This window comes from Roseibium sp. (genome assembly GCF_048261595.1).
Lineage (GTDB): Bacteria > Pseudomonadota > Alphaproteobacteria > Rhizobiales > Stappiaceae > Roseibium.
On sequence record NZ_JBLXFW010000001.1, the window covers coordinates 1,316,858 to 1,341,152 of the forward strand.

The following is a 24,295-nucleotide window of genomic DNA, read 5'->3' on the forward strand; positions in this document are numbered from 1 at the left end:
CTCACGGGCCCTGAACCACCGCGAGGTTCAAAAAACTGTCAGTTCAGCTCCGGCTTCCTGCGTCCGACCCCGAAAGCGCCGCCAGTCCTGCGTTTCGTCCGCGCATCTTCCTCAGCACCACCGGGCCCACCCGCATCGCCGCCATGTCCGGCACCGTTTTGATGTGGGGTTTTGAATTCGTGGCTCTTGGTGAACTGCCAGAGGAGTTCCACCCCGGCGCATCCGGGAGAGCGCCACGCAATCCGTCCATTTACCGGAAGATCCAGACCGACGATGTGCAACAGCACGTCATCGGGCAAGAGGTCGAGATCGCGCGCGTCCAGGCGGCAGCCGGACTTGCTGGCATCGACGATGATGCAGCGGATTACGATACCTCCGCGCCGGTCAGAAACCTGCGCCGGGATACGCACCTGCCGACGATTTTCCTTGCGTTTTTCTTTCGGCTTTTCGTCTTCGAATTCGAAAGTTACCTGTGCGTCGCCGTTGGAGACGGAGGTGATCCGGCCCCGGATCATCTTCTCGAGACCGTTGACCCGCAGACCGATGGTTTCACGCAACTCACCGACGCGGTCAGTGAGGATGCGGCAACCGGACCTGTTGAAACCGGAAGCGGAAGCTTCAATGCAGCTCAGGCCCTCCAAATCTACGATGAGGACCGACACAACCGCATTCTCCGGTATGTTGGCTGGCAAAATGTTCAAAGCAATACCCTCTTGGATGAGGAAAAATTAACATGAGAACCCACAACCGGACGTTAACGACACTGTAAAAAATGTCAGGAAATTGGCAGATTTCTGGGGTTTGCGAGGGGTCTATTCGAAAAACACCCTGCGGAATCAGTACAATGGATCAGATTTGACCCAATGTTGAAATTTTCTGCCTGAGCGATAAAAAATCGCGCCAGGACAGCCGTTTTTCGATTGGATTGCGCAGGAGATATGCCGGGTGGTAGGTCGCTAGGCACTCGATGGAGCGCTCTCCCGCCTCGAATGTCATCCAGCGGCCTCGGAGCCGGCGAATTCCATCCTGCACGTCGAGCAGGCTCTTGGCGGAAGCCGCACCAAGGAAAACCAGCACATCCGGCTGGGCCAGTTCGATCTGCCGTCTGATGAAGGGCTTGCAGATTTCTGTTTCCTGGGGCGTCGGCGTGCGGTTGCCCGGCGGTCGCCAGGGAACGACATTCGCGATGTAGACCGAAGAGCGATCCAGTCCTATCGCCCCCAACATCTTGTCCAACAGCTGGCCCGACCGTCCCACGAAGGGCTTGCCCTGAAGGTCCTCGTCACGCCCCGGCGCCTCGCCGATCAGCATGACCCGGGCGTTGGGGTTGCCGTCGGCAAACACCAGGTTCTTTGCGGTCAGGCGCAGGTTGCAGCCGTTGAACCGCAGAAGGCAGTCTTTCAGCTCATCGAGCGATTTCGCCTCACGCGCCGCTTCGCGAGCAGAGGCGACGGCTTCCTTGTCCGGCATGACCGCATCGGCAAAGGAGCCTCCGGCCACAGGCGCCGTCAGCGGATTTTGCCGCTGAGCACCAGCGCCTTGCGCAAGAGGCTGCGGGCGTTCAAAGGAAGCGCTCGCAACAGGCCTGCCCAGGTCAGCCGGCCCCTTTGACGAGGGTGGCGAGAAAGCACCGGACTGCGCGGCAGAGCGCATTGCCTGTTGCTGGCGGAGCAACTCTTCAGACAAGACAAAGCTGTCCACCGCCTCCTCGCCGATGAAGCAGTCGACCCCAGATTCAGTGTAGAACTCGATAAGGGATTCCAGTTCCCGCCGTGCGTTGTCGCTTGTCTGCAATATGGGCCTCCGATGCGCAATCTATCGCCTCGGCGCGCAAAAACAAAGGCCGCCCGGAGACCGCACAGACGTTGCTCGAGGTTGTCCAATGGTTGTATGGCCAGGACGGATACGACGGGAGACCTTCACATTCTCGCAGGGATGACATAATTTCCGCTTACGTAAAGGTTAGCTCATCTCTTGACGAGGAGATGAAAAAAGGGCCTATGTCCGGACAATTCAGGATCGGCACGGCCTTCCAAACCTGTTTGCACCGATGCAGCGTCATTTAGTGCGTGTTTCGGTGACAGGTTGATGCGAAAACGGACGAGGGCCGGCCACGACCGGTGTGCATGAGGGAGAACCGTATGTCGGAACAGGACGCATTGGGCGAACGCGAGAGCATGGACGTTGACGTTGTCATCGTCGGCGCCGGACCGGCCGGTCTGGCAGCGGCCATTCGTCTGAAACAGATCGCGGCCGAAAAAGGCGAAGAGATCAGTGTCGTCGTTCTGGAAAAGGGCTCCGAAGTCGGCGCTCACATTCTCTCAGGCGCCGTGATCGATCCGGTCGCCCTGGACAAGTTGCTGCCCGAATGGCGCGACGAGGACACTCCGATCAAGACGGAAGTCAACGCCGATCATTTCCTCGTTCTTGGGCCGGCGGGCTCCATGCGGCTTCCGAACATGTTCATGCCCAAGCTCATGAACAACCATGGCAACTACATCGTCTCTCTGGGGAATGTCTGCCGCTGGCTCGCCGAAAAAGCCGAGGCCCTCGGCGTGGAAATCTATCCGGGTTTTGCAGCAGCCGAAATCCTGTATGACGATCAGGGCCGCGTCGTAGGTGTCGCGACCGGGGACATGGGCATTGGCCGTGATGGCCAGCCCAATGCGATGTTCACCCGCGGCATGGAGCTGCGGGGCAAGTACGTTCTGATCGGCGAAGGTGCCAGAGGCTCTCTTGCAAAGCAGCTGATCGAGAAATACGACCTGGATGCCAACTCGGACACGCCGAAATTCGGCATCGGCATCAAAGAATTGTGGCAGATCGATCCGGCGAAGCACCAGCTCGGCCTGGTGCAGCATTCCTTCGGCTGGCCGCTCGACGGCAAGACCGGCGGCGGATCGTTCCTATATCACCTTGAGGACAACCAGGTCGCTGTCGGCTTCGTCCTGCATCTGAACTATCAGAATCCGTGGCTTTCCCCGTTCGACGAGTTCCAGCGCTTCAAGACCCATCCGGCCATTCGTGACGTATTCGAGGGCGGCAAGCGCATCTCCTATGGCGCGCGCGCGATCACCGAGGGCGGCTTCCAGTCGGTGCCGAAACTGTCCTTCCCCGGCGGACTGATCATGGGCTGCTCGGCAGGCTTCGTGAACGTTCCCCGGATCAAGGGTTCGCACAATGCCATGCTCTCCGGCATGCTGGCAGCGGAAGAGGTGATGTCCGCCATCGGCCGCGGCGAAGCCAACACCGAGCTTGGCTCATACGATACGGCATGGCGCGAAAGCGAGATCGGCAAGGACCTCAAGGCGGTGCGCAACGTCAAGCCGCTATGGTCGAAGTTCGGCACGGTACTCGGCATTGCGCTCGGCGGTCTGGACATGTGGACCAACGAGCTGTTCGGCTTCTCCTTCTTCGGCACGCTCAGCCATGGCAAAAGTGACGCGGAGAGCCTGAAGCCGGCCAAGGACTGCAAGAAGATCGACTATCCCAAGCCGGACGGGGTGATTTCCTTCGACAAGCTTTCCTCCGTGTTCCTGTCGAACACCAACCACGAGGAAGACCAGCCGATCCACCTTAAGGTCGAGGACATGGAGCTGCAGAAGCGGTCCGAGCACGATGTCTATGCCGGCCCGTCCAACCGCTACTGCCCTGCCGGCGTCTACGAGTGGATCGAGGAAGGCGAGGATGCTCCACGCTTCCAGATCAACGCGCAGAACTGCGTCCACTGCAAGACCTGCGACATCAAGGATCCGAACGGCAACATCACCTGGACGGTTCCAGAGGGCTCTGGCGGCCCGAACTATCCGAATATGTAAAGCCGATAACGATTGTCAGAGGGGACCTGCCGGGTCCCCTTTTTCGTGCCTGGCATCCGTCCTGACACAAAAAAGCGGCGCCGGATTGTGGGATCCGGCGCCGTTAGCTCACGGTCGATGGGTATTATCCGGTGGCGGACGGTGTGGGCCATCCGAAACCGGTGCGGTTATCCCGTCATGCGTTCCCCGCAGGCCTTTTGACCTGTCTCTGCGGACCACACGACTTCTCCCGCGGCACAACTGTCCGCGCGCGCTTGTCACCAGTGCGGCCCGCCGCGACCGCGCAAAAACCCGACGCCGGACACAGGTACCCGCAGGTCCGAACGTGAGTGTGCACGCCGGATTCCTTCCTGACAGGAGGCTCTCCGGCTGCAACCACCGGACGTCTCCGCCCGATGTGTGACTGATGATTTTCAAGCGCTGGCGCGCTGGGCGTCGGCTACCCCTGCGCCCTTCCGGTTTGGAGGGGCGTGAACGAGAAGTCTCGTCCGGGGCGGATTACCGCGCCGCCGATGGGGACTATGTATGTTACCTTAAGGTAATTTGCAAGATTTTTTTCAATTGCTGAAATTATTTTCACTATCTTAAATTTATAAGTATTTTCAACAATTTACCCAAGGTAATGCTTGATTTTCGGCATCTTGCAACCTTGGTATGCACGGTGCGCATAGCTCTATATGACGTAAACGTAATGAAAAACCGGCCGCACCCAGAGGTGCGGCCGGTTAGGGTTAGCTCGAGAATCTGGTTAGCGATCAGGCCGCCTGGGTACGCGGGCCCGGACCACGGCGACGGCGCTGCCTGCGCTGGCGCTTTGCGTTCTCGTTATCATTGGCGTTGGAGCCGGATGCGGACTTTGAGAAGGAGCGCTGTCCACGCGACTGGCCGGACGGGGCACGGCCTCCGCCGCGATTGCCGCCCTTGCCCTTGCGAGTCGATGCCGCCCTGCTGTCGGCAGGCACCTCACCGCTTGCCACCTCGATCGAAATGCCGGTCAGCTTTTCGATCTGACGCAGGAGGCCAATTTCCTCCGGTGCACAGAGCGCTATCGCGTCACCGTCCGCACCGGCACGGGCCGTACGGCCGATCCGGTGCACATAGGCTTCCGGTACTTCCGGCAGTTCGAAATTGTAGACATGGCTGACACCGGGAATATCGATCCCGCGTGCGGCTACATCCGTTGCGACGAGCACATTGATATTGCCTTCGCGCAGGCCCTTGATCGCCCGGTCGCGCTGGTTCTGGCTCTTGTTGCCGTGGATGGAACCTGCATCGATACCGGCAGCGACAAGCTTCTTCATAAGCCGTTCTGCGCCGTGTTTTGTGCGGCAGAAGACCAGGGACATGTCGTCCGGCCGTTCGCACATCAGGTCGATGAGGAAATCCGTCTTGGCCTTCTGGTCCATGAAGTGCACTGACTGGGAGATCTTGTCAGCAGTTTTGCCGGCAGGCGCAACCTCGACACGGACCGGATCGGTCAGATAGGAGGCGGCGAGATCGGAGATCTGCTTCGGCATCGTCGCCGAGAACAGAAGCGTCTGGCGCTTCCTGGCAACGAGAGCCGCGATCTTCTTCAAGGCGTGGATGAAGCCAAGATCCAGCATCTGGTCTGCTTCGTCGAGCACGAGGAAGGACGCGGTATCGAGCCGCACCGCTTCGCGATCAACAAGGTCAAGCAACCGGCCCGGGGTGGCGACGAGAATGTCGGTGCCCTTGGAAAGCCGCTTGATCTGGGCGTTGATCGAAACACCGCCCACAACGGAGGTGACGCGCAAGGGGGTCTTACGCAGGAAGGATACAAGGTTTTGTGCGATCTGGTTCACCAGTTCGCGGGTCGGCGCCAGGATGAGCGCCCGTGCGCCCTTGGGCGCCGGCTTTGATGCATCGGCCAGAAGCCGTTCGATCAGCGGCAGGCCAAAGGCCGCGGTCTTGCCGGTGCCGGTCTGCGCCAAACCCATCAGGTCCTCACCCTTGAGGATATAGGGAATGGCATCGCGCTGAATCGGGGTTGCCTGTGTGTAGCCGTTTTCCTCGATGGCCTTGAGCAACTGCTCGGAAAGGCCAAGCGATCTGAAATCTGTCAAGTGACTGCCTTTTGGTCTTTACCCATTCTTCCGGAATGGAGAACAGGTCAGTCGAAACGGGCCGGGCATCATGAGGCCGCCTGTTTCGCTATCGGTTGCTGCAGGACTGACCTCACATGCTTCGATGCCTGCGAACGCAACCTGCCTTCAGACGCCCTCACGCACGCTATGCATGTCCAGGCCGCGCTCTCGGGAGGGAGAACGGTCCTGACCAGGCACGCTGTCACGGGATGTCTGCGCCGTGCATATCGGCCTTATGGGAGGCGAAGTCAAGGGAATTCACCTGCGGGGCGCCTGCGGCCCTGCAGTCCCGGCCGCCTTGGATGCGGCCGGAAACCTGTCGCCCCTGCACCCTGTCAGGCGCCGGAACTGCGCTTCTGCGCCTCTACGCTGGCCAGAGCGGACATGTTGACAACGCCGCGCGAGGTCACGGACGGGGTCAGGATGTGAGCCGGCTTGGCGGTGCCAAGCAGGATCGGCCCGACGTGAAGCGCGGAAGTCGAGACCTTGAGAAGGTTGAGCGCGATGTTGGCAGAATCGAGGTTCGGGAACAGCAACAGATTGGCCTCCCCCGTCAGCCTGCTGTCCGGCATCACCCGCTGGCGAAGTGCTTCGCTCAGCGCCGAGTCGCCATGCATTTCACCGTCGACCTCCAGCTCCGGATAGGAATCCCAGAGAATCTGAAGCGCGTCTCGCATCTTGCGCGAGGAAGCCGTCTCGCGGGATCCGAAGTTCGACATGGACAGGAGCGCTGCCTTTGGCTCGATACCGAAGCGCCGGATCTCCTGAGAGGCCAGGATTGCCATTTCCGCAACTTCCTCGGCCGTCGGCTCTTCGGAAACGAAGGTGTCGGTCAAGAACAATGCGCCGCGGCTGTTGATCAGGAGCGAAAGTGCGGAGAGATCACGCACGCCCTCGCCGACGCCGATAATCTGGCGAATGTCGCGCAGGTGCTTGATGAACCGGCCTTCCAGACCGCAGATGACCGCATCGGCTTCACCGCGGCGAACCGCCAGGGCCGAGATGATGGTCTGATTGGTACGCACCGCCGTACGCGCCGCGTCGGGCGGAAGCCCCTTGCGGCCGACACAGGTGAAATACTCGTCGACATAATCGCGGTAGCGCGGGTCGTCCTGAGGGTTGATGAACTCGAAGTCCTCGCCCGGGCGGATCTTCAGGCCGAAGCGTTCACAACGGCTCTTGAGAACGTCGGGACGGCCGACGAGGATCGGAATGGCGACCTTGTCTTCAAGAAGAACCTGGGCCGCACGCAGAACGCGCTCGTCTTCGCCTTCGGCGTAGATGATGCGCTTGGGATCCTGCGAGGCCGCCTGGATGATCGGCTTCATCACCAGGCCGGAACGGAACACGAAGCGGTTCAGGCGATCGTGATAGGCCTCGAAGTCCTCGATCGGCCGGGTCGCGACGCCTGTTTCCATGGCAGCCTTGGCAACGGCCGGGGCAATGCGCAGGATCAGGCGCTGGTCGAAGGGCGACGGGATCAGGTATTTCGGGCCGAAGGTCTCGGTCACACCGCCATAGGCGCGGGCAGCTACGTCTGACGGCTCCTCCTTGGCGAGGCCGGCGATGGCTTCGACCGCAGCGTGCTTCATTTCCTCGTTGATGGTCGTCGCGCCGACATCCAGCGCACCGCGGAAGATGTAAGGGAAGCACAGGACATTGTTGACCTGGTTCGGATAGTCCGACCGGCCCGTACACATGACGACGTCCGGGCGCACCGCCAGCGCATCTTCCGGCATGATTTCCGGACGCGGGTTGGCGAGCGCGAGGATGAGAGGCCCTGCGCCCATCTTGGCAACCATTTCAGGCTTCAGGACACCGGCTGCCGACAGGCCGAGGAAGACATCCGCACCTTCGATGACCTCGGCAAGCGTGCGCTTGTCCGTCTTCTGGGCGAACTTCGCCTTCCATTCGTCCATCAGGGTTTCGCGGCCTTCATAGACCACGCCCTCGATGTCGGTGACGAAGATATTTTCGAGCCTGGCGCCGAGCGAGACAAGCATGTTGAGGCAGGCGAGCGCTGCGGCCCCTGCCCCAGATGCCACGATCTTGGCTTCGGAGATGTCCTTGCCCGCCAGTTCCAGACCGTTGCGCACGGCTGCGCCAACGATGATCGCGGTGCCGTGCTGGTCATCGTGGAAGACCGGGATATTCATCTTCTCGCGCAGCCTGGCTTCGATCTGGAAGCACTCGGGCGCCTTGATGTCTTCTAGGTTGATCCCGCCAAAGGTCGGCTCCAGCACCGAGACCGCATGGACGAAGCGGTCCACGTCGGTCTCGTCCACCTCGATGTCGAAAACGTCGATGCCGGCGAACTTCTTGAACAGAACCGCCTTGCCTTCCATCACCGGCTTGGACGCCAGCGGTCCGATCGCTCCAAGGCCGAGAACTGCAGTGCCGTTAGAGATGACGGCGACGAGATTGCCGCGCGCGGTGTAGTCTGCCGCCTTGGAGGGGTCAGCTGCAATTTCCTCGCAGGGCGCAGCAACGCCCGGGGAATAGGCAAGCGCCAGATCGCGCTGGTTGCCCAGCGGCTTGGTCGCCTGGATTTCCAGCTTTCCCGGCCGGGGGTACTGGTGGAAGAAGAGAGCTGCCTCGGTCAGATCCTTGCCGGAGTTCTTGTTGTCGCTCATGTATCTCCGCGGCCTTTCGTGTCCGTGTGGAGCACCTTCCCTTTAGGTCCCGTTCTGAAGCATATGCTTGCCGCTTGAAGGGACGGAGAGGCACTGGCATTAGACGAATGTTGCATGGGTGTAACCGGCACGCCTTCAAATGAGAAGCCACAGAACCGAAAACAGAGTTCTTCCGGCCCGAATATGTCACAGAAAATGCGTATTTCGCCCGCTTTCGATGATCTACCCGCGTTTGCGCACGGCTTGGCTTGATCTGGTGCCGATCAGGCTGCGGCCCGGATCTCTTCGGACAGGACTTCCCCCAGCCGGCGGATACCCTCCTCGATCTTGTCGGGACCACAAACAGTGAAGCTCAGGCGCATGGTGTTGCGAACCGACCCGTCGGCGAAAAAGGCATGACCGGGGACGAAGGCAACGCGGGCCGAGGTCACGGCCCGTTGCAGGAGCTGACCGGCGTCGAAGCCTGCCGGCAACTCCAGCCAGAGGAACATGCCACCTTCCGGTCTGTTCCATGTGACGCCTGCCGGCATGTGCCGTTCCAGCGCGGTCAACATGGCATCGCGGCGTGTCTTGTAGACATCTCGGATCATTGCGACCTGATCGGCGTAGCAGGTCTCGGCGACCGTTGCCATGACCATCTGGTTGATGGTCGAGGTGTTGAGGTCGGCGGCCTGCTTGGTCAGGACAAGCTGCTGGATGACCGGCTTGGGCGCACAGATCCAGCCGAGCCGCATTCCCGGCGACAGCGTCTTAGAGAAACTGCCACAGAAGATGGTCCGCGCGTCCTCGATGCTGCCACAGCGGGCAATGTCGAGCGCCAGCAGCGACGGCAGGACCTCACCTTCATAGCGCAGCGCCTCGTATGGGGCATCCTCGATAACCGCCAGTCCGCGTGCCTCGGCCTGATCCAGAAGGGCGTTGCGCTCGGCAAGGGTCAGGCTTTCGCCGGAGGGATTGGCGAAGTCTGCAGTGGCGTAGATAAACTTGATCTTCGGATCCGACGGCCATCCGGCCGTTGCCCCCCTTGAAAGATCGAGCCGCTCATAGGCCGGTTCATAGGCGTTGAAGGCCTGAAGCGCACCAAGATAGGTCGGCCATCCGACAACGGCGGTATCGCCCGGAGACAGGAACAGCTTGCCGAGATAATCCAGACCCTGCTGGGCACCAGAGGTGATGACGATGTTGTCTTCATCGCAGGGAATGCCGAGCGACGCCATGTGGCGCACGATCCAGCTTCGCAGCGGCTTGTAGCCTTCGCTGACGGAATACTGCAGGGCGTTTCGGTGCTGGCCGCTGGCGAAAAGATCCTTGAAGGCCGCCTCGAAGGCTGCAGCCGGAAACAGCGAGGGATCGGGAATGCCGCCGGCAAAGGAAATCATGTCCGGCTGATCCAGAAGCTTCAGAAGTTCACGGATTTCCGAAGCGGTCATTCTCCGGGCGCGGCTGGCAAAGAGGGTCTTCCAATCCTGCATGATCTGTTCCTGGCGGCGTTTCCTGTGAGCGGATCTGCCGAGCGCCTCGGGTCCGCTTTTTAAAATGGGCTGCAGCCCTTTTCTCATCTGCCTACAGAATGCCCACAAATGAAATTAAAGGTCAACAATGCTGCCATATAATTATCAATTATTTCAAAAAAGTGATCTCTTCCGCAACGAACGGCAAGCGCGCCGCCGCCGACACCATTGACCTTGCGACCGCCTTCCCCACTGGCACTCACGGCCCGCGTCGACTATCTGTGAGGCGAGGAGAATTTCATGACACGCATCGACGACAGCCGCCCGTTCATTCCGCTGAACATCGCAGTTCTCACGGTTTCCGATACACGCTCACTGGATGAGGACAGGTCCGGCAAGACGCTGGCCGACCGGATCGAGGCCGCAGGACACAAGCTTGCCGACCGCAAGATCGTCACCGACGACGTGCCGGCCATCCAGGAGATCGTCCGCGGCTGGATCTCCGACAACGGTGTCGACGTGATCATCTCCACCGGAGGGACGGGTTTCACCGGCAGGGACGTGACCCCGGAAGCGATGGAACCCCTGTTCGAGAAGAAGATGGACGGCTTTTCGGAAGTCTTTCACCGCATCTCCTACGACAAGATCGGCACCTCGACGATCCAGTCGCGGGCGACCGGTGGCGTTGCCGGTGCGACCTATATCTTCGTGCTGCCCGGCTCACCCGGAGCCTGCAAGGATGCCTGGGACGGGATCCTGAAATGGCAGCTCGATTACCGGCACATGCCCTGCAATTTCGTGGAAATCATGCCCCGGCTCGATGAACACCTGAAACGGGGCAAACTGCAGGAAGCCTGAGGACAGTTTAAGGCGATAGGGCAAAAACCGGTTGATCCGGTTGCAATTTGTTGGGACATGCAGGGGCAAGATCCTGCCTCTGGTTCCGCGCGAGCCTATCCCGTTAGCCCAAAGCCTTCTGGACCTCACATGGCGATTGCCCATCTCATCACTCATTCCGGCGGTTTTCACGCGGACGAACTTCTCTCCACCGCGATCCTGTCCCGGCTGTTTCCGGACGCAGAATTGAAGCGAACGCGGGACAAGTCCTGGCTGACCCCGGCCGATGACCGGATCATCTATGACGTCGGCGGCGCCTATGATGCGAGTGCGCAGATCTTCGACCATCACCAGCGTCCGGGTCCGGCACGCGAGAACGAGCAGCCCTACAGCTCCTTCGGCTTGATCTGGCTGCACTACGGCAAGCTCTACCTGAAAGAGCTTGGTGTGCCGGATGCCCATCTCGACGAGATCCACGAGGCCTTCGACGACAAGTTCGTACTGCCGGTCGACCTGCTGGACAACGGCGCGATCGATCCATCTGTTGCCGGACCACTCACCGCGCTCAGCCTGCCGACACTGCTCGGGGCGTTGAAGCCGGTCTTCGACGATGTCTCGCCGACCGCAGAAGATGACGCGTTTGCACAGGCCCTTCCCATCGCCCGCAGTTTCGTCGAAGGCGTGATCCGCAACATGGCTGCGAAAAGACGTGCCCATGGCCTCGTCATGGACGCGATCGCAAAGGCAGGTTCGTCGCCGATCCTCGAGTTGCCAGTCGGAATGCCCTTCATCTCGGCTCTCGAGGAAGCAGGGGCCGACCACATCCTCTTCATGGTGACGCCGCGCGGCAGCGACTGGACCCTCAACGGCATCAAACTGTCCGCAGATACCTTCGATCAGCGCGCCGACCTGCCCGCCGCATGGGCCGGCCTGAGTGACAGCGCACTGGAGCAAGCCTGCGGCGTCAAGGGAGCGAAGTTCTGTCACGCGGCCCGGTTCATCGCCGTCGCCAACTCCCGCGAGGCCATCATGGAAATGGCCGAGATCGCGGTGCGGGAAGCGCAAAAGGCATAAGGCTACGAGACACTACTCCTTTGCAGCATCGCCCTGCTCCGGGAATGGTGTCTTCAGGATCACCTCCCGGTGCGGATAGGGAATGCCGACACCGTTCTCCTTGAACGTGTCCCAAAGGGCCAGGAGCACCTTGCCGCGGACATTGGTCAGGCCCTGTTGCGGGTCGGAAATCCAGAAGCGCAGGACAAAGTCGAGCGAGGAGTCGCCGAAGCCGGTCAGCCAGCAGACCGGCCTGCGGTCGGCGACAACCCGTCCCACGGTCATGGCAGCATCAATGGCAAGACGAGAGACTTCGTGGGGGTCCGCATCGTAGGACACGCCGAAGTTCACATCCAGGCGCACCAGTTCGTCGCTGAAGGACCAGTTGATTACGCGGCCCGTGATGAAGTCCTCGTTCGGGATGAGATATTCCCGCCCGTCGCGGGTGACGACCGAGACGAAGCGCGCCCGCAATTCCCGGATCCAACCGAAGGTTCCCTCCAGCGAGATCGTGTCCCCCGGCTTGATCGACCTGTCCAGCAGGATGATGATCCCGGAAATGAAGTTGGAGATGACCTTCTGCAGACCGAAGCCCAGACCGAGACCGATGGCACCGGAAAAGACCGTAAAGACGGTCAGGTCGATGCCGACGGCCGAGAGCGCTCCGAAGCCTGCAATCAGCACGAGGCCGATCTTCGCGACCTTGCCGATGAGCACCCGTAAGGCAGGCGTAAGCTCCTCGGTTTTCTGCACCCGTTCATCGACATAGCGACCGACGATGACCGCCAGCCAAAGCGTCGTGATCAGAAGGAGCGTTCCCTTGAGCAGGGTCAGGACCGAGAAGTGGACTTCGCCAAGTGGAAGCGCGAGGCTGTCGAGAAACGTGCCGACCTTTTGGTCGATGCCGAGAATAACCAGCGCGGCATAGATCCAGGCCAGCCAGCTGATCGTCTTGGCGACCAATCTGTTCCGGACGATCCGCGACAGGACGGAAACGAACAGCCAGACCACCGCGAGCGACAAGGCAACCGAAATCAGATAGCTGCGACTTGGCCATGTGAGGCTGCGCATGACGGCGAGCGCGACAAGGGTCAGACCGATGAAGATGACCCATTCCAGACGGCGCAGGAAGGCAACCACCACACGCAGAAGGCCGGGATGACCACGAATTGACCGCGCGCGCTCCTCAAGCCGAGGCTCGATCCGGTTGCTCAGGGCCCAGGACACGCCAAAGATCGCCAGAATGATGATGGCCTGATAGATCAGCCAGGGCGAGAGTATCGGGCCGAGTATTCGGCTCGCATAGGCGACCAGATTTGCCAGAAACGTCTCGATATCCATTCAGTGCTGCCCCGTCCCAGATTCACGGGAGTCTAGCACTCAAAGGCAAGTCCTCGAGAAATATCTCCGCTCTGTGTCCTGCATGCTCTAGTTGGCAGGGAAAACTGCCACTAGGCCTTGGTGAGCGCAAAGCTTACCTGGCCCGGAGTTCAGAATGCGGTTTCGTTCCTATATTCTTTGCACCTCGCCGCGCAGCGGCAGCACCCTGCTGTGCAAGTTGCTCTCGGCAACCGGCGTCGCGGGAAACCCGGGATCACACTTTCACGAGCCCTCCATCGATGCATGGCTCGATGACTACTGCCTGTCCGACAACTCCCAGGAGCCGGAAAAAACCAAGCTCCGGCGGATCTTCAAGGCGGCAATCGCAAGGGGCTCGAACGACACAGGCGTTTTCGGATTGCGCCTGCAACGGCACAGCTTCGACTTCTTCATGGAGAAGCTCGCGATCCTTCATCCGGGCGCTCAAAGCGCCCGAGAGCGGTTAGAGGCGGCATTCGGGCCAACGCTCTTCGTTCACCTGACGCGGCCGGACAAGGTGGCGCAAGCGGTATCCTACCTGAAAGCGGAGCAGACCGGGCTCTGGCACAGGGCTCCGGACGGGCGCGAGCTCGAGCGCCTGGCCCCACCTGCCGAGCCTGAATATGACGGAGAGGCTCTCGGGAACTACGTCAAAATGCTCGAAGGCTACGACAGGCAGTGGTGCGACTGGTTCGAGCTTGAAGCGATCGAACCGATGCGCATCCGCTACGACGATCTTTCAGCTGATCCCGCCGGACAGCTGGCCAGTATCCTCGCAGCGCTCGGCCTGGATCCCGCCAAGGCGAACGGTGTTGTTCCGGGGACCGCGAGACTGTCGGATGAAACCAGCCGCGAATGGGCCGACCGCTTTCGTCTGGAACAAGGACTGTGATCGTGCTCGTACCGGCACCCGCTCAGTCTAACCGGTATGCTCCAGGTTCCGCTCCCGCATGACGATGAAGACGCCGCTGGCGATGATGATCGCCGCACCGAGATAGGTGGCAAGGTCCGGGATTTCGTTCCAGAAAAGGTACCCGAGCAACGTCGCCCAGATCAGGGCGCTGTAGTCGAGCGGAGCGATGGTTGCGGCAGGCGCAAGGCGGAAGGCCTGGGTCATCAGGGTGATCCCTGCCGTTCCGAACAGGGCGATGGCAAAGAACAGCCAGATGTCCTGAACCTGAACCTCCACCCAGATAAACGGGCAGACCAGCGCACTCAAGAGCGCACCGGCACCCACGAGATAGAGCATCAGCGTCCACACGCTCTCCCGCGGGTCCACCCATCGGGCGCTGATCATGAGCAGCGCATAGAGAACCGCCGTCGCCAGGGGGAACAGCGAGGCTGCCTGAAATGTTCCGGCCCCGGGCCGAACGACGATCAGCACACCGATGAAGCCGACGATGACCGCCGACCACCGACGCCAGCCGACAGGCTCCTTCAACAGGAATGCCGACAGGGCGGTTATGAACAGGGGAGCTGCGAAGATCAGAACCGTCGCCTCGGCGAGATCGAGAAACGTGAGGCCGGTGAAGAACAGGGTCGCGGCCAACAACCAGATCAGACCGCGCACCAGATGGGCCGCCGGCCGGTAGGTCTTCAACGCTTCGGAACCACCGAGCCTGTAAGCGATCAGGGCAGCGATCGGCAGGGCTATAAGATTGCGCAGGAACAGGATCTGGATCGGCGAATAGGTATCCCCGAGAGTCTTTGCGATAGCGTCGTTGACGCAAAGGCACGCGACCCCGACGCACATCATGGCAATGCCATGGGAGCCGCGCTCCGCCTGACCGATTGCCATTGATGACATTATTTCCTCCTTGGTCCTGCCTGCATCAGGCTAATCGCCGAAGTGGCATGACCACAAGTCGCAATTTCGCATTGCAGGCCCAATTGGGGCCGACATGCATGGATTTCAGCCTAGTGGCACGAGCAAGAGAGGGTATTTCTACCCGTGAAGGCGCAAGACAAGCCTTGGTGGCAGGCGCAGCATTCCTACGCAAAAACGGGCAAAGGACTGGCGCAGGGAGGCAACACGGCCCGGAGCCTCCGTGCGACCGGGTGAAACGGCCGCCGAATGCAGGAACACCAGCCGGCTGCGGCCGATCCGTTTGACGAGGTCCAGGTCTTCCAGCTGCGGCAGTGGCCGGTAGCCACCGAGCTCGCGATAGAACCGCCGGGACATCAACAGACCCTGATTGCCGTAGGGCATGCCGAGGATCCTTGACCGGATCACCGCAATGACTTCCGACATGCGTGCGCCAAGACCGAAAGACTCGAACCGCAGCTTGAAGGCAGCGGCTGTGCGGTCAGCAGTTCCGGCACGCTGGACGCGCTCTATGAAAGTCTGGGCTTCCTGATGCCAGCCTGCCTGAAGAACGGTATCTGGAGAGAGAAACAGCAACCACTCGCCACGCGATGCGGCATCGGCACCGGCGGCCAGACGCTGACTGCGCGGGCCGGAAACCCTGAGCCAATGACAGCCTGCGGCATCGGCCACTTCTTCGGTGGCATCGTTCGACCCGCCGTCAACGACAATGACCTCCCGCACCACGCCCTCGGCGGCAGCCGTCACGAGCGCGGACAGAGTGTGGGCCAGGTCGGCCTCGGAATTCATGGTCGGTACGATGACGCTGATCATGGAAAACTGTTGTAACGGCTTTTTCGGTGCATGGCGAGGCGAGTGCCTTGTTTTATCGCGTTTTTCAATTAATGTTCCTATTATGTTCTCACATCGGATCAACGGAATCCAACCATGTCCATAGCTGCCGTAGAGGAAGTCGCCATCGAGATGCAGCCGGCCGAGGGGGTATCACCTACCCTTGGCATTAATGCGGATAGGCGACGTGGGCGCGGCGCAGGTCTTAACATGAGCGGCCGTTTCGAAAAACACAGCCGCGAAGACTTTGACGACGGCTGGCAGAATCTCGAGGACCTGCCCGATTTCAAGACCACGGTTCAGGAAGAGCGCGCCCGGACCATCATCACCCGAAATTCGTCTCCCGATATTTCCTTCGACCGCTCGATCAACCCCTACCGGGGGTGCGAGCATGGCTGCATCTATTGTTTTGCCCGGCCGAGCCACGCCTTCATGGGTCTGTCTCCGGGACTTGATTTCGAAAGCCGTCTGTTTGCCAAGCAGAATGCCCCGGAACTGTTGGAGCGCGAGTTGGCGCGGCCTGGCTATAGCCCGCGCCCCATCGCCATCGGGACCAACACGGACCCCTATCAGCCGATCGAACGGCGGTACGAACTGATGCGAGAGATCCTGGAGGTCCTCGACAAGTACAACCACCCGGTCGCCATCGTGACCAAATCGGCCCTCGTGGAGCGGGATGCGGACATCCTTGCCCGCATGGCCGCGCGCAACCTTGCCAAGGTGGCGTTGTCGATTACCACGCTCGACCGCAAGCTTTGCCGGGCAATGGAGCCGCGCGCCTCCGCCCCGCACAAGCGCCTCGCAGCTCTCAGAACCTTGACCGAGGCCGGCGTGCCCACGTCGGTCATGATAGCGCCCGTTATTCCGGCCCTGACCGACAGCGAACTGGAGGCCATTCTCGACGCTGCTCACGAGCATGGCGCGGCGGAAGCGGGCTTTATCCTCCTGCGCCTGCCGCACGAGGTGTCCCCGCTGTTCCGGGACTGGCTGCTGCGAGAACGACCGGACCGCTATCAGCACGTGATGAACCTGATCCGCTCCATGCGCGGCGGCAAGGACTACGACGCCAAATGGGGTGAACGCATGCGCGGCAAGGGACCTTATGCAGACCAGATCGCAAAACGGTTCCAGCTTGCTGCCAAACGGCTCGGGCTGAACACGCGCCGCCGCAAGCTGACGACGGACCTCTTCGTCGCCCCTCAAAAGGGCGGGGTGCAGCTGGACCTGTTCTAGGCGCCTGGCACTCTGAACGTCTGCAATACGAGGTGTGAAGAAGCGCCGTTTCGGCTTGTTCGTGGTTTCAGCGAAAGCCAGAATGCCGGCATGATCAGCAAGGCCCCCTCCCTTTTCGACCTGCCCTTTGGCGATGCACCGGATCTGGCGCTAGAACGTCAGCACGCTGCGGCCTTCGACGGACTGCTTGCCGGGGTCGATGAGGCCGGACGCGGCCCCTGGGCCGGCCCGGTGGTCACGGCTGCGGTCATTCTCGACTATGACAACCTCCCGGACGGGCTCAACGACTCCAAGAAGCTGACCGAGGCAAAGCGCGAAGCCCTGTTCGACCAGATCATGACCTCTGCACATGTCGGTATTGCCAGCGCGCCAGCGAAGACAATTGACCGGCGCAACATTCGCGGGGCGACGCTCGGAGCCATGGTCCGTGCAGTCAAGGCGCTCGATGTCAGCCCCCGGATGGTACTGGTCGATGGAAGGGATGTCCCGCCCGGCCTCCCCCAGGACGGGCAAAGCCTGATCAAGGGCGACGGGCGCTGTCTTTGCATCGCCGCGGCTTCCATAGTCGCAAAGGTTTTGCGTGACCGGATGATGGTGCGCGCCGAGGATCATTTCCCCGGCTATGGCTTTGCGGTCCATAAGGGCTATGGCGTGCCAAGACATCACGATGCGCTTGGGCAGCTCGGACCTTGCGGCCTGCACAGGTACTCATTCAAACCCGTGCGCGTGGCGGCGGGCGACGATCTGTAGATCGCAGCCACAGACATCGACGTGACAAAAACAAAAAAGCGGCCCGGAGGCCGCTTCTCGTCGAGACTGACCGGTTAGGATCAGTTCAGCTTTTCTTTTACCTGAGCAATGCTCTTGGACAGGATGTCGTCTGCCACCTTGTCCTTGACCTTGGCCGTCAGGATCTGCTCGGCTGCCGCCACTGCGATGTCCGCAGCACGTGCGCGGACCTCGGCGACAGCCTGGCTCTCTGCCTGAGCGATCTTCTCTTCCGCTGCCTTGGAACGGCGGGCGATCATCTCTTCCAGAGCCTGGTTGGTTTCCAGGGTCAGGCGCTCAGCTTCGGACGTTGCTTCGGCAATGATTGCCTCGGCCTCGCCTTCGGCTTCATGCCGCTTGCGCTGATACTCGGACACAAGCGCCTGCGCTTCTTCACGAAGCCGGCGGGCTTCGTCGAGTTCGTTGCGGATATCGTCGGCGCGCTTGTCCAGAGATCCACCGATCTTGGACGGGATCTTCGCCCAGAAGATCGCAACGAAGAAAATGACGAGACCGACTGTGGCCCAGAATGTAGCGTCCATCGTCGTCTCCTCAGTTCATCGCCGACTTAAGGGCTTTCGACAGATCGGTCTTCGTCGGAGCCTTGCCGATCAGCTCTTCGACGAGAGCCGTGGCGGTGTCTCCGGCGATGTCCTCGATCTGGGACAGCGCTTCGGTCTTGATACCGGCAATGTGGGCTTCGGCAGCGGACAGCTTCGCAGCCAGTTCGCTCTCTGCCTTTTCCCGGCGCGCTTCGTTGTCGGCCTTCAGCTTGGCACGCGTGTCATGGGCGATGCCATGAGCCTTGTTGCGTGCTTCGGCCAGGGCCTGCTCGTAAGCGGCAATGGCTGCATCGGTTTCCTGCTTGAGGCGGTTTGCCTCGGCCAGGTCGCCGGCAATGCGATCCTTGCGGTCTTCAAGGATGCCCGCAATCCGCGGAACAGCCACGTTCTTCATGATCCAGTAGAACAGGCCAAAGGTGATGGCCAGCCACAGGATCTGGGAAGCGAAGGTCGAGCTGTCGAACGGCGGAAAACCCGCTTCGGTATGCGCGTCTGCAGGCACCGCGGTGCCGGACGTGGTAGAATGGGTTTGGCTTGCCATTTCCTGTCTCCAAATTCCGGTTAGGCGGCGCAGCTACCTTGAAGGCAATGGCGCCGCCACCGGAGTCGCGTCAAATTCGCTAGGGACTAGCGAACGCTTACGCGAAGAGGAGAAGAAGGGCGATCAGCAGGGAGAAGATGCCCAGAGCTTCGGTAACGGCGAAGCCGAAAACCAGACGGCCGAACTGACCGTCAGCAGCGGTCGGGTTGCGCAGAGCGCCAGCCAGGTAGTTACCGAAGATGGTGCCGAGTGCGATTGCTGCACCACCCATGCCGAGGCATGCGATACCGGCGCCGATGTACTTTGCTGCTTCTGCTTCCATGACACGTGCTCCTAGATTGTGTTTTTGCAGATTTCACCAGGCAGCGCCCAGGGGACGCCGCATGACCTTTGAACCGTTAGTGTGACGGGTGGATTGCGTCGTTCAGATACATGCAGGTCAGGACCGTGAAGACGTAGGCCTGCAGGAAGGCGACGAGGAATTCCAGCGCGGTGAGCGCTACCGTCATTCCAAGCGGAAGAACTGCGCCAGCAACTCCGACTGCGCCCATGGCGCTGAGGCTGACGACGAAGCCCGCGAACACTTTGAGTGTGATGTGACCGGCGAGCATGTTCGCGAAGAGACGAACGGAGAGGCTGACCGGGCGGGACAGGAAAGAGATCACTTCGATCGGCGCAACGATCGGGATGAGTGCGCCGGGAACCCCCGAGGGAACGAAGAGATGGAGGAACTTCGTACCATGACGCATGAAGCCGTAGAGGGTCACGGTCAGGATCACCAACATCGCAAGAGCGAACGTCACGATGATGTGGGAGGTGATGGTGAAGAAGTAGGGGAACATGCCGAACAGGTTGGCCACCAGAACGAACATGAACAGGGAGAACACGAGCGGGAAGAACCGCATGCCCTCGGTCCCCGCCGAGCTTCGAAGCATTCCGGCCACGAACTCATAGGCCATCTCGGAGATGGACTGCAGGCGGGACGGAACAAGGCCGCGACCGCTGGTCGTGAAGATCAGGAATGCCGACGCTGCAGCCACGGTCGCAACCATGAACAGCGAAGAGTTGGTGAAAGAGAAATCCATACCCCCGACTTCGATCGGGAAAAGTTTCTGGATTTGGAACTGATGGATCGGATCGTTCGCCACCTGTCAGCCTTCTTCGCTCATTCATTTCAAGGCGCGCCGTTAAGCGCGGGCACTAATTCTTTTCGGAACCGCCGTCTTCCGACGTCTTTCGGAGCTTGGCGTCCGGTTCAGCGACATAACCCGCCGACCTCAGAACATTCAAGACCCCTGCTGCAAAGCCCAGCAACAAAAAGACGATCAATCCAAAGGGCGTCGTCTCAAGCCACCGGTCCAGGACCCAGCCGATACCGCCACCAACCAGAATGCCCGCAATGAACTCCGAAGAGATCTTCATCGCCTGGGCATAGCCGGAGGTAGAGCCTTTCGATCTGGCCGCGACAGCCTCTTCAGCCTCGCGCCGATCGTCCAGCATCCGGTTCAGACGGTCCCGTCGATCAGACAGTTCCACCTGCGGGTCGCCCTTCTGCCGTTCCGTCTTGTCTTCGTCTTGTGCAGAGTTGTTCATCAGTTCCCCGCACCTGAAGCCATTCAGATCCGGCGTCCGGACTGCCCCCGTAAGCCGCGCGCACCATAGTCGGGGGTCCGAGCCCTGTCAAGAACAGCTATGGACAGGTCAAGTTATTGTTTTATCTTGCTATTTCATGTTCTCACGGCTTTTGCCAGACGTAAGTCGAATGGGTTTCGGCCCAGTTGGCCGGGTCAGAGCACGCACTTATGCCGTTTCTCGGAATCGCTCTGCCGTCTCAAGGTCCACCGAGACAAGCTGCGACACACCTCTTTCGGCCATGGTCACGCCGAACAGGCGGTTCATCCGAGCCATGGTAATCGGATTGTGGGTGATCACGACGAAACGGGTCTCTGTCCTGCGCGACATCTCGTCAAGAAGATCGCAGTAACGCTCAACGTTTGCATCATCCAAAGGCGCGTCGACCTCATCGAGAACGCAGATCGGCGCCGGGTTGGTCAGGAACACCGCGAAGATCAGCGCCATGGCGGTGAGCGCCTGCTCGCCGCCCGAAAGAAGCGTCATGGTCTGCGGCTTTTTGCCCGGGGGCCGCGCGATGATTTCCAGGCCCGCATCGAGCGGATCGTCGGAATCGACCAGTTGAAGCTCCGCCGTACCTCCGCCGAACAAATGCGTGAACAACCGCTGGAAGTGGTCGTTGACGACCTCGAAGGACGCAAGCAGGCGCTCGCGGGCCTCACGGTTGAGATTTGAAATTCCGATACGCAGACGGCGAATCGCCTCGATCAGGTCATCCCGCTCACTGGTAAGCGTCGACTTCTGCTCATCGATTTCCTGCAGCTCTTCTTCGGCGCGCAGATTGACGCCGCCAAGGCGCTCGCGCTCGCTCTTCAGGCGGTCGAGCTTGCGCTCGATGGAATCGGCATCGGGCAGCGGCGCGCCCTCCTTGAGCCCGGCGATCTCCGGCAAGGCGCTGACAGGGACCTCGAGCGCCTCGTCGATCCGCCCCTCGATCGCCTGCTTGCGCTGGCGTGCGGCCTCCAGACGCTCCTCTGCGCGGATCTTGTCCTCGCGTGCCGAGGCAAGTCCTTCAAGCGCGGATCGGGCCAGCCGGTCCACGTCCGCCAGATCCGTCTCGGCCCGCAGCAGCTCGTCGTCCTTGAGCTTCTTGGCCTCTTCGGCCTTGCCGATCTCCGTGAAGAGTTCGCGCCGCTTCAGCTCGATTTCCTCTGGCGCCTCGATCAGTTCCGCACGTTCATCCTCGGCTTCCGCCTTGCGCTCGTGCAGTACGGCGATCTGGGCTGAAGCATTGGCGGCACGGGTTTTCCAGCTGTCGTATTCGCGGGCAATCGCCTCGAGGCGCCGGTCCCGCATTTGCTGCTCGCGGGCAATGCCCTCGGAAACGGCTCGTGCTTCGGCGAGCGCAGACCGAGCGGCCGATACCTCCGCCTGGAGCCGCGCGATCTCGTCCTGAAAGCCGGTGACTTCAGGAGCGGCCGCCAGGATTTCCTCAGCCTCGACCAGAACTTCGCGAGCCTCAGCCGCTTCCTCAGCCAGCCGCCCGGCGCGTTCTTCCGCGCCTGTCTTGCGGGCGGAGAGCTGCGAGAGAACACGTTCGGCCGCGGCCAGTGCTTCTCGTGCCCCGGAAAGGTCTCTTTGAACTTCTCTGATGCGGCTGCGCGCGGCCTGTTCGACCTCGCTCGCCCGTCGTACGCCGCTACCGGCGCGTTCAAGCTCTGAGCGAGCATCTTCCACCAGGATGGCCGCCGCCTCGATCTTGTCCGTCAGCTCGACAAGGCGGTTCTTCTGGGCAAGGCGCTGCGCGGCCGGCGTCGGCGCTTCGGCCCCGACGACAAAGCCGTCCCACCGCCACAGATCGCCCTGGCGGGTGACAAGACGCTGCCCCGGCTTCAGGAGTTTCTGCAAGCGCGGACCATCCACCGCCTCGACGAGGCCTATCTGGGCAAGCCTGCGCGCCAGTTGAGGCGGCGCCTCTACCTCATCGGCAAGTGAGCGAACCCCATCAGGCAGGGAGGGATCGTTGTCACTTGCAGGGGCCTCACCCCAGCGGACGGGGGCGGCCTCATCCAGCGGCGCATCCAGATCTTCTCCGAGCGCAGCGCCCAGCGCAGTCTCGAAGCCCCGCATGACATCGAGGCGATCCACAACAGGTTGCCATTCACCGCCGAGCGAGACGTTCAGAACCTTTTCCAGGGTCCGGGCTTCGGTCTCATAGGCCGACAGGGTCTTTTCCGCCTCGGCCACCGGACCGCGCGCGACCTGCTCGGCCTCACGGGCTGCGATTGTGGCTGCCTCCGCCTGTTCGACAGCGCCTTCCGCCTCCAACAGACGTTCCTCGGCGAGCTCGACGGCTTCCTGACGCTCGGATATGCCGTCGTGACCGGCCATTTCCTCGACAATTGCATCCAGCACCGACCGGGCTTCGGCGGCCTGGTTGGCCAACCGCTCGGACCGTTGCCGCGCCTCGGCAACCGTGCGTTCCAGCTGCTGGCGCTCGGCGACGGCACGCGCCTGTGCGGATGTCACGTCGGAAAGCTGCGCCTCATGGGCCTCGAGCCGTTCCTCGACCTCGGCGACCTTTTCCCGGGCGAGTTCGGCTCGCTCCAATACCGTCTCGTTCTCTTCGGTCAGCTCGGCCCGCTCTTCGGCAAGGCGCTCCAGCACCTCGTCATTCTCGGATACCATGCGCTGCTCGCGGGCGACGTCCTCGTCCAGCTGCACGAGGCGGCGCTCGAGATCCTGCAGCCTTTCCTTGACGCGGCGTTCCTCCGAATCCAGTTCGTTGCGGGCGATGACCAGCCGTTGCAGCACAACACCGGCGGCAGCCGATGCGTCGCGCAATTCAGGCAACTTGTGGGATGCGATCGCCTGAACACGAGCGCTCTCGGCCTGGATGGCTGCGGTTTCGGCAACCTGCTGCTGGGCCGCATTGAAGTGCGTTTCCGCTTCGCCCAAGGCATCGACCGCCTCGTTCCAGCGCAGATAGAGGATCGAGGCTTCGGCAGCACGGATTTCCGACGACAGATTGCGGTAGCGGGTGGCCTGACGCGACTGGCGCCGCAGGCTGTCGAGCTGCGCATCAATCTGCACCAGCACATCTTCGAGGCGCTCCAGGTTCTGCTCGGCAGCGCGCAAGCGGATCTCGGCTTCCTTGCGCCGGCTGTGCAGCCCGGAAATGCCCGCGGCCTCTTCGAGGATCTGGCGGCGGGAGGTGGGCTTTGCAGAAATCAGCTCGCCGATCTGGCCCTGGCGCACCATGGCCGGGGAACGTGCCCCGGTAGACGCATCCGCGAAAAGCAGCTGCACATCGCGGGCGCGCACATCCTTGGAGTTGATCTTGTAGTTGGACCCGGACTCGCGCTCGATCCGTCTGGAGACTTCGAGAAGGTCGGCATCGTTGAATGCGGCGGGAGCCGTGCGGTCCTGATTTTCCAGGTACAGCGTCACCTCGGCGGTGTTTCGCGCCGGCCGGTTCAGCGAACCGGAAAAGATGACGTCGTCCATGCCGGACGCGCGCATGTTCTTGTAGGAGTTCTCGCCCATGACCCAGCGCAGGGCCTCGACGAGGTTCGACTTGCCGCAGCCATTGGGCCCGACAACGCCGGTCAGCCCCTTGCCGATGACGAATTCCATCGGCTCGACGAACGACTTGAAGCCGACAACACGGAGCTTGGAAAACTTCATCGGCGCCCCTGCCCTGCGG

At 61.2% G+C, this 24,295-nt stretch carries 20 protein-coding genes; 6 read left to right on the top strand and 14 right to left on the bottom strand.

Going from position 1 to position 24,295, the window contains the following annotated elements; all coding sequences use genetic code 11:
• Positions 1–38: 38 nt before the first annotated feature.
• Entirely contained in the window at positions 39–662 is a 624-nt protein-coding gene (locus ACN0SY_RS05940; protein ID WP_417685323.1) for a PilZ domain-containing protein, read from the bottom strand.
• A gap of 187 nt (positions 663–849) precedes the next feature.
• Entirely contained in the window at positions 850–1,794 is a 945-nt protein-coding gene (locus ACN0SY_RS05945) for a uracil-DNA glycosylase (RefSeq protein ID WP_417685325.1), read from the bottom strand.
• Positions 1,795–2,141: 347 nt separating this feature from the next.
• On the opposite strand from ACN0SY_RS05945, the gene ACN0SY_RS05950 reads away from it, so the two are divergent.
• Positions 2,142–3,818: an electron transfer flavoprotein-ubiquinone oxidoreductase gene (locus tag ACN0SY_RS05950; protein WP_417685327.1), complete on the top strand. Its 1,677-nt coding sequence runs from the start codon at positions 2,142–2,144 to the stop codon at positions 3,816–3,818.
• 755 nt (positions 3,819–4,573) lie between these two features.
• Here the strand turns inward: ACN0SY_RS05950 and ACN0SY_RS05955 are convergent.
• The 3 genes from ACN0SY_RS05955 to ACN0SY_RS05965 form a co-directional block, all read right to left on the bottom strand.
• Positions 4,574–5,902 (bottom strand): DEAD/DEAH box helicase, encoded by a 1,329-nt coding sequence (locus ACN0SY_RS05955; RefSeq protein WP_417685329.1) that lies wholly within the window; start codon positions 5,900–5,902, stop codon positions 4,574–4,576.
• A gap of 356 nt (positions 5,903–6,258) precedes the next feature.
• Positions 6,259–8,556, bottom strand: coding sequence for an NADP-dependent malic enzyme (locus ACN0SY_RS05960; protein WP_417685331.1), 2,298 nt, complete (start codon positions 8,554–8,556; stop codon positions 6,259–6,261).
• A gap of 263 nt (positions 8,557–8,819) precedes the next feature.
• The gene (locus tag ACN0SY_RS05965; protein ID WP_417685333.1) at positions 8,820–10,028 is read right to left on the bottom strand and encodes a PLP-dependent aminotransferase family protein; all 1,209 of its coding nucleotides are present in this window, start codon (positions 10,026–10,028) and stop codon (positions 8,820–8,822) included.
• A gap of 279 nt (positions 10,029–10,307) precedes the next feature.
• Here ACN0SY_RS05965 and moaB point away from each other — a divergent pair, with 279 nt between their 5' ends.
• Positions 10,308–10,865: a molybdenum cofactor biosynthesis protein B gene (gene moaB / locus ACN0SY_RS05970; protein WP_417685335.1), complete on the top strand. Its 558-nt coding sequence runs from the start codon at positions 10,308–10,310 to the stop codon at positions 10,863–10,865.
• A gap of 129 nt (positions 10,866–10,994) precedes the next feature.
• On the top strand, positions 10,995–11,918 hold the full coding sequence (locus ACN0SY_RS05975; protein WP_417685337.1) for an MYG1 family protein: 924 nt from the start codon (positions 10,995–10,997) through the stop codon (positions 11,916–11,918).
• Between the two features lie 12 nt (positions 11,919–11,930).
• On the opposite strand, the gene ACN0SY_RS05980 is transcribed toward ACN0SY_RS05975, so the two are convergent.
• Entirely contained in the window at positions 11,931–13,238 is a 1,308-nt protein-coding gene (locus tag ACN0SY_RS05980; protein WP_417685339.1) for a mechanosensitive ion channel family protein, read from the bottom strand.
• A 154-nt stretch (positions 13,239–13,392) separates the two neighbouring features.
• Between ACN0SY_RS05980 and ACN0SY_RS05985 the strand changes: the two genes are divergently transcribed.
• The gene (locus ACN0SY_RS05985) at positions 13,393–14,148 is read left to right on the top strand and encodes a Stf0 family sulfotransferase (protein ID WP_417685341.1); all 756 of its coding nucleotides are present in this window, start codon (positions 13,393–13,395) and stop codon (positions 14,146–14,148) included.
• Positions 14,149–14,175: 27 nt separating this feature from the next.
• Here the strand turns inward: ACN0SY_RS05985 and ACN0SY_RS05990 are convergent, their stop codons facing one another.
• Both ACN0SY_RS05990 and ACN0SY_RS05995 read right to left on the bottom strand, forming a co-directional pair.
• Positions 14,176–15,063 carry a DMT family transporter gene (locus tag ACN0SY_RS05990; RefSeq protein WP_417685343.1) on the bottom strand — a complete coding sequence of 296 codons (888 nt, stop codon included), beginning with the start codon at positions 15,061–15,063 and terminating at the stop codon, positions 14,176–14,178.
• 138 nt (positions 15,064–15,201) lie between these two features.
• Positions 15,202–15,894, bottom strand: a complete 693-nt coding sequence (locus tag ACN0SY_RS05995; RefSeq protein ID WP_417685345.1) for a glycosyltransferase — start codon at positions 15,892–15,894, stop codon at positions 15,202–15,204.
• A gap of 150 nt (positions 15,895–16,044) precedes the next feature.
• Between ACN0SY_RS05995 and ACN0SY_RS06000 the strand changes: the two genes are divergently transcribed.
• Together ACN0SY_RS06000 and ACN0SY_RS06005 are read left to right on the top strand one after the other, a co-directional pair.
• Positions 16,045–17,145, top strand: coding sequence for a PA0069 family radical SAM protein (locus tag ACN0SY_RS06000; RefSeq protein ID WP_417685893.1), 1,101 nt, complete (start codon positions 16,045–16,047; stop codon positions 17,143–17,145).
• Between the two features lie 90 nt (positions 17,146–17,235).
• On the top strand, positions 17,236–17,895 hold the full coding sequence (locus tag ACN0SY_RS06005; protein ID WP_417685347.1) for a ribonuclease HII: 660 nt from the start codon (positions 17,236–17,238) through the stop codon (positions 17,893–17,895).
• A gap of 80 nt (positions 17,896–17,975) precedes the next feature.
• Here ACN0SY_RS06005 and ACN0SY_RS06010 read toward each other — a convergent pair whose 3' ends face one another.
• The 6 genes from ACN0SY_RS06010 to smc form a co-directional block, all read right to left on the bottom strand.
• A complete protein-coding gene (locus ACN0SY_RS06010) occupies positions 17,976–18,455 on the bottom strand; it encodes an ATP F0F1 synthase subunit B (RefSeq protein WP_417685349.1) in 480 nt (159 codons plus the stop codon).
• A gap of 10 nt (positions 18,456–18,465) precedes the next feature.
• Positions 18,466–19,017 carry a F0F1 ATP synthase subunit B gene (locus tag ACN0SY_RS06015; RefSeq protein ID WP_417685351.1) on the bottom strand — a complete coding sequence of 184 codons (552 nt, stop codon included), beginning with the start codon at positions 19,015–19,017 and terminating at the stop codon, positions 18,466–18,468.
• Positions 19,018–19,114: 97 nt separating this feature from the next.
• Positions 19,115–19,339, bottom strand: coding sequence for a F0F1 ATP synthase subunit C (locus ACN0SY_RS06020; protein WP_073008805.1), 225 nt, complete (start codon positions 19,337–19,339; stop codon positions 19,115–19,117).
• Between the two features lie 76 nt (positions 19,340–19,415).
• A complete protein-coding gene (locus tag ACN0SY_RS06025; RefSeq protein WP_417685353.1) occupies positions 19,416–20,165 on the bottom strand; it encodes a F0F1 ATP synthase subunit A in 750 nt (249 codons plus the stop codon).
• Between the two features lie 52 nt (positions 20,166–20,217).
• Positions 20,218–20,610: an AtpZ/AtpI family protein gene (locus ACN0SY_RS06030; RefSeq protein WP_417685355.1), complete on the bottom strand. Its 393-nt coding sequence runs from the start codon at positions 20,608–20,610 to the stop codon at positions 20,218–20,220.
• 207 nt (positions 20,611–20,817) lie between these two features.
• Positions 20,818–24,276, bottom strand: coding sequence for a chromosome segregation protein SMC (gene smc, locus ACN0SY_RS06035; RefSeq protein ID WP_417685357.1), 3,459 nt, complete (start codon positions 24,274–24,276; stop codon positions 20,818–20,820).
• Between the last annotated feature and the right edge of the window lie 19 nt (positions 24,277–24,295).